Origin of the sequence: Streptomyces sp. NRRL B-1347 (assembly GCF_000720325.1) — a bacterium.
In the GTDB taxonomy this organism is placed as follows: Bacteria; Actinomycetota; Actinomycetes; order Streptomycetales; family Streptomycetaceae; genus Streptomyces.
The window spans coordinates 1-5,981 of the sequence record NZ_JOJM01000141.1 but is presented as its reverse complement, the minus strand read 5'-3'; the positions used below and the strand labels follow the sequence as shown (position 1 = coordinate 5,981).

Here is a 5,981-nt window from a genome sequence, read left to right as displayed (position 1 = left end):
CGGTCTCGTGGGCTCGGAGATGTGTATAAGAGACAGGCGGCGGGGGGCGCCGAGGGGCGGGTCAGCCTCGGCGTGGACTTCGGCGCGACGGGGGTGCGGGCGCTCTTCGCGGTGCCCGGGCAGCCGGTGCGCCGCCTGGACCTGCCGGGGGCCGACTGGCCGTGGCTGGTGTGCGCGCCGGCCGCCGCAGGGGTCCTGCCGGTGGTGTTCCCGAGCGTGAAGTCCCTGCTCGGCAGCGGGAGTCCGGTGCCGTGGCGGGAGCGCGCGGAGGACGCCGACGCGGTGGCCGCGCACATGCTGCGGGCGCTGCGCGAGCGCGTCGAGGCACGTGCGGGGGCCGTCGCGCAGACGGTGATCAGCGTGCCCGCCGCCTTCCAGTCGCGCCAGCGCCAGGCGCTGCGCGACGCGGCGGCGGCGGCCGGGCTCGCCCCGGTCCGCCTCATCAGCGACTCGCTGGCCGCCGTCATGGGGCACACGACGGACCGGGACAGCGGCACCTTCCTGGTGTACGGCATGGGCTACGACGGCTTCGAACTGGGCCTGGTGCGCGGCGTGCGCGGCCACTACCGCGCACTCGGCTACGACGGCGCGGCCACCTCCGGCGGCCGGGCCTTCGACGAGGCGGCGCTCGCCTCCGCGGTGCGGCTGCTGCGGGCCCACCGGGGACCCGCGTCCGTGACCGGCGGCAGCGCGCGGCTGTGGCTCGGCCACCGGGAGCGGGCCCAGCGGGCGCGCGAGGAGCTGGGCACCGCCGACGGCTCGGCCGCGGACTCCGCCGCGCTCACCCTCGACCTCGGCAACGGGCCGCCGCTGCGCATGCGGATCAGCCGGCCGCACCTCGACGCGTTCCTGGAGCCGCACGTGCGCCGCACCGTGCGGCGCGCCCACGACCTGCTGGGCGAGGCGGCGCTCACCCGGCCCGACGTGGACACGCTGCTGCTCGTCGGGGGCGCCACCCGGCTCGCGCAGGTGCGTTCGGGCGTGGCGGACCTGGGGCGGAGCACGGCGCACGGGCCCCGGGAGCTGCTCGCGCTCGGCGCCCTCAAACACGCGGTGCGGCTCGGGGGCGGCGGCTCCGCGTCCGGTGCGGGGGCCCTGGAGGAGGGCCCGCTCGACCCCCCGGACCCGGCCCGCGACACGCTCGCGGAGGCGCCCTCGCTCACCGCGACGCTGCTGGCCCCCGACGACGCCCCGGGCCCGGCGCGCCGCGACATAGCCCAGGCCCGCGAGCTGGCCGGGCAGGGGCGCAGACGGGAGGCGGTGGCGCTGCTCCGGGACATCGTGGCGGAGGCCAGGGAGCTCCTCGAAGGCCTGACGGAGCGCACGGCGGAAGGGGCCGGAGATCCCGAGCAGCCGGTGGCACGAGCGCCGCTGGAAGGCCCGGAGAGCCCAGAAGGCCCGGAGAGCCCGGAAGGCAGGGAGGCCGGGGAAGGCGGAGAGGGCTCCGGCCCCCTCAGCCACACCGCCCTGCGGCAGCTGGCCCGCGCCCGGGTGCTGCTCGACCTCGGCCGCTACGAGCACGCCGTGCAGGCCTCGCACCTGGCCTGGCAGGAGGCCACCGCGCACCCGGCGCGCGCCGACGTGCTCGACGCGATGATCGAGGTGCACTGCGCGGCCGCCATGGCCGACGTGGCGCCCGACCACTTCCCGGACGCCGAGCGCTGGCTGCGCTGCGCCTACGGCCACGACCCGACGAACGAGCGGGTGCGGGCCCTGCTCGCCCGCCGCACCTACCGGCACGCGCGGGAGCTGCACCGGCGGGGCGCGCGCGATGAGGCGATTGAGGCCCTTGGCAAGTGCCTCACGTGGGACCCTGAACACCCCGACGCCGAGGCGCTGTTGGCCCGGCTGACCCGCGACGGCAGGAACCGGCGCGGGAGGGGTGACGTCCTCGACTGACGAGGGCCTCATGGGCGAGGCACTCGACGGTCACGCACCGGTCCCGAGACAGGGAGTACGCGCTTGACGCCCGCACAGCTGCTGAACAAGCAGGAGCTCATCAAGCAACTCCAGGGCCTGGCGGGCAACCCTGCGCTCGGCCCGCGCGCCGCCGAACTCGGCGCCCTGGCCCACGACGTGCAGCACGACAAGCGTCTGGACCGCTGGTCGGAGCTGGACCTGGTGCACGCCTACGTCCGCCCGGAGAGCGTCACCGCGCCCGGCACGAGACCGTCGGCGCGGCGCGACGGGCTCCTGGAGGCCGCGCTCGGCGCGCTGGTCTTCGTGCCGCTCCTGGTGACCTGGTTCGGCCTGCGCGAGGCCGTGCACGCGTACGGGGAACTGAGCAAGGTGGACCGCAAGGAGGCCACGCGGCCATTCCTCCAGCTGTGGCAGTCGGGTTTCGACGGCCATCTGTCGCCGCTCGGCCGGTTCGAGAACGTGGCCCTGATGGCGGTCGTCCTGATCGCCCTGCTCGTCCTGCTCTCCGTGGTGCACGCGCGCGTGCGCACGCGCGCCGAGCGGGAGGAGGACGCCCAGGAGGCGGAGCGGGAGCGGCTCCTCGCGGAGCTCGCGTCCGTCCTGACCCGCGTTCAGATGCTGCTCGTACCGCAGCGCAGCGCCTCGCCGAAGCAGTTCACCTCCGAACTCACCAAGGCCGCGCAGGAGATGCGCTCGCTCGCCGCCGAGGCCGACAAGAACCACAAGGCGCTCGTCGCCGCCACCGGCTCGGTGACCGACGCGACGACGTCCCTCCAGGAGGCGGCGGGCCAGCTCACCGCCGAGGTGCCGAAGCTGGGCGCGGCCGCCGACCGCATCGAGACGGCGGTGCGCGAGGGGCAGCGGGCCGCGGCCCTGACGGGCAGCGCCAACGCCGCCGCGGCGCGGCAGCTCGGCGACCAGGTCAAGACGGTGGGCGCGAACGTCGAGACCTCGCTGCGCTCGCTCGTCACCGCCCAGCAGGACCTCGTCACCAAGACGGAGTCGGTGGCCCAGGCCACCGAGCAGGCCTGCGCGGCCCTGGTGACCAGCACGGGCCGTACGAACGACGCGGTCGACGGCATGCGCGAGGCCACCGAGCGCTGGGACGCGGCGGCCGCGCACTGGCAGGACGCGGCGGCCCGGGTGGAGTCGGGCGTGCGCTCCTTCGCGACGGCGGGGGCGTCCTCGCGGAACGGGGCGGAGACGCACCCCCGCCCCGCGGCGGAGGCCTACGGGGCCGTGTCCGCTCCGTACGCGGCGACGGTCCCTTCGCCGCCGCCCTGGAGCACGGCGAACGGCTCCCCGGCGTCCCGGCCGTACCCGCCGGGACCGTACGCGTCCGCGCCGTACACGCCCGCGCCTCCTCCGGCGGGCGGGGGCCCGGGCGGCGCCTCGCCGCCCCCGCGGCGGGCCCCGGCCCCCGCTCCGTACCCGGCGGGCGAGCCGGACGTCCAGGACGACCCCGCCCTGAGCGGCGACGCCTACCGCGACGCCGCGGGGCCGCCCGAGGCCCCCGAGGACGACGTGCGCTCCGACCGCACCACCGCCCTGCGCCCGCCCCCGCGGCGCCCTTCGGCGCGTCCCGGTGATGACACGTGACCCCGCGGCGGCGGCAGCGCGGGACCCGCGTCGCCGGGGTCGTGCTCGCGGGCTGGCTCTTCGCCGACCTGCTGCTCGTCCTCGCCCTGGTGTCGATGGCCGACCGGCCCGACCCCCTCGCCGCCCGGCCCGAGCCGTCCGGCGGCGCGGACGCCCCGGCGGAGCGGAAACCCACGGGACCGCCGTCGGTGGCGCGCGAGCCCGAGGAGTTCAGGGTCAAGGGCGACGACAAGACGTCGCTCGTGCGGCAGATCGGCCGCGAGACCCGCAAGTGGGAAGGGCGCAGGGCCGCGCTCGTGCTGACCTTCGGCGGCGGCCCCGGCGGCACGGAGTACGCCCACCTCGTCAACTCCCAGCTCGCCAAGGGCCGTCCGGCGATGTTCAGCGGCAAGACCGCCACCGACGACTTCCACGACCTCAGCACCCGCGCGTCGACGGCCGTGGTCCGCGTGTACTTCTTCACGGCGCCCGGAGGCTGACCGGTGGCGAGGACCTGGCGGCCCGGCGTCCGGGCCACGGGCACCGACACGCTGCCGCCGCTGCCCGCCCTGCCCCAGTTCCCCGGCATGCGCGGCTACGCCGAACTCCGCGCCGCCCTGCGCGACCTGGGGTTCCGGCACGCCGCCGGCCTGCTGCGCGAACCCGCGCGGCGGCGCGCGGCCGCCGGGGTCTTCGGCACCCTGCCGCAGGCCGAGACGGACGACGGCTTCCGCGTCCTCGACGGCCTGTGGTTCCCCGGCCGCGGCGGCCTGTGGCAGCGCGTGGACGTGCCGTACGTCCGGCAGGCGCAGGACGCCTGGCGGACGTCCGCCGACCCGCGCGCCCTCACCGCCGCGGCCGTCGTGGACACCCTGGAGACCCTCGCGCGCGACGACCCGATGGGCCTGCGCCGGGTGGTGCTGTGGGAGCTGTGCTGCCTGCTCAAGGACCGCGGACCGGCGGAAGCGGGCACCGCGACCACCGCCGACGACGTGGCCGCGCTCGGCGTGCACCGCAGCGAGGCCCGGCTGCTCGCCGCGGCCGTCGACGCCGGCTTCCCCGCCGACGGGCCGGTGCGCCGGGCCGCCGAGGCCGTCAACGACGTCTGGCCGGGGCGCCGGCTGCGCGCCGCGGAGCGCGTGGCCGAGCCGCTGCCGCGGGACCCGCACGACCACGTCCTGGCCCGCCTCCTCGGCTCGCTGCGGGCCCGCTCCACCGCCGTGGCCCGGCTCGCCGCGCGGGCGGGCGCCCTGGAGGAGCACGGCGACTGGCACGGCGCCGCCACCGCGTGGCTCGCCGCGCTGCGGCAGGCCGACGACGCCCCGGAGATCCGCACGGGCCTGCTGCGCGCCGCCACCGCCCTGGCCGACGCCACCGCCGCGCCCGGCCGGGCCCCGACCACGGCGGCCGTCGACGACCGGCGCGTGCGCCTGACCTGGCGGCCGCCACGGGCCACCGCGTCCGTGACGTACCAGGTGCTGCGCTTCCCGGACGGCACGCCGGAGCGGGCCACCGAACTCCGCGCCGCCGCCGGTGGGTTGACCGCCGAGGACGCCCGGGCGCCCCTGGGCGTGGCCCTGCGGTACGCGGTCGTGCCGCTGCGCGGCGGCCGCGTGGCCGGGGTGCCACTCGTCACCGCGCCGGTCCTGATCGCGCCTGAGCCCTCCGGCCTGGCGGCCGTGCTCGTGCCCGACGGCGTACGGCTGCGCTGGCGCCCCCACCCGGCCGCGACCGCCGTCCGCGTACGGCGCTCGACGGACGGCGGCGCCCCGCGCACCGTCGTGCCGAGCGAGCCCGATCGCCTCCTGGACGTGCCGCTGCCGGTGGGGACGCACGTGTACGAGGTCAGCTGCGGCTATCCGGGCGGAGGCCCTGACGGCGGCACCGCCTGGTCGCCGGGGGCGCGCGTCACCGCCCGGGTCGAGGAGTGGCCCGCGCCGGTCACCGAGCTGACCGCCCACCGCGCGGGGGACCGGGTGCGGCTCGCCTGGAGCGCCCCGGAGCGGGGCGAGAGCACGCTGGTGCCGTGGCCCGCGGGGCCGGTCGCGCCGGGCGCGGACGTATCGGCGCGGTTCGCGGCCATCGGCCACCGCCCGGCCCCCGCGCGGGAGCTCGAAGTGACGGCACCCCCGGGGCGGCGCCTGCGCCTCACCGCGGTGAGCGCGCTCGGCGGGCGCGCGGTGGCCGGACCGAGCGTGGTCGTCGAACATCCCCGCCCCATCGATGATGTGACGGTACGTCGGATCGGCGCGGGGCGGGCCGAGGTGCGCTTCAGCTGGCCCGAGCCCGCCGTCCTCGCGCGCGTGGCGTGGGACGACGGGGTGCGCGGCGAGGAGCGCAGCGTGGCCCGCAGCACGCACCGGACCGCGGGCGGGAAGGTCACGGTCGGCGTGCCGGACACGGCGTGCGCGGTGACGGTCACGCCGCTGCCGCGCCCGGACGCCGTGGCCGTCCCCGCCGCGCCCGCCCGGGTCACCCTGGCC

4 protein-coding genes are annotated in these 5,981 nt (G+C 78.2%); all 4 read left to right on the top strand.

The features are described 5' to 3' along the window. Positions 1-21 precede the first annotated feature (21 nt). Positions 22-1,899, top strand: coding sequence for an Hsp70 family protein (locus tag IG74_RS0143505; protein WP_158858076.1), 1,878 nt, complete (start codon positions 22-24; stop codon positions 1,897-1,899). A 63-nt stretch (positions 1,900-1,962) separates the two neighbouring features. Next, positions 1,963-3,519, top strand: a complete 1,557-nt coding sequence (locus IG74_RS48535; RefSeq protein ID WP_051856674.1) for a hypothetical protein — start codon at positions 1,963-1,965, stop codon at positions 3,517-3,519. After that, on the top strand, positions 3,516-3,998 hold the full coding sequence (locus IG74_RS0143495) for a hypothetical protein (RefSeq protein WP_063761354.1): 483 nt from the start codon (positions 3,516-3,518) through the stop codon (positions 3,996-3,998). The genes IG74_RS48535 and IG74_RS0143495 overlap by 4 nt, the downstream gene beginning before the upstream one ends. Positions 3,999-4,001: 3 nt before the next feature. Next, positions 4,002-5,981: hypothetical protein (locus IG74_RS0143490; protein ID WP_030689095.1), on the top strand; the 1,980-nt coding region annotated here is incomplete at its 3' end.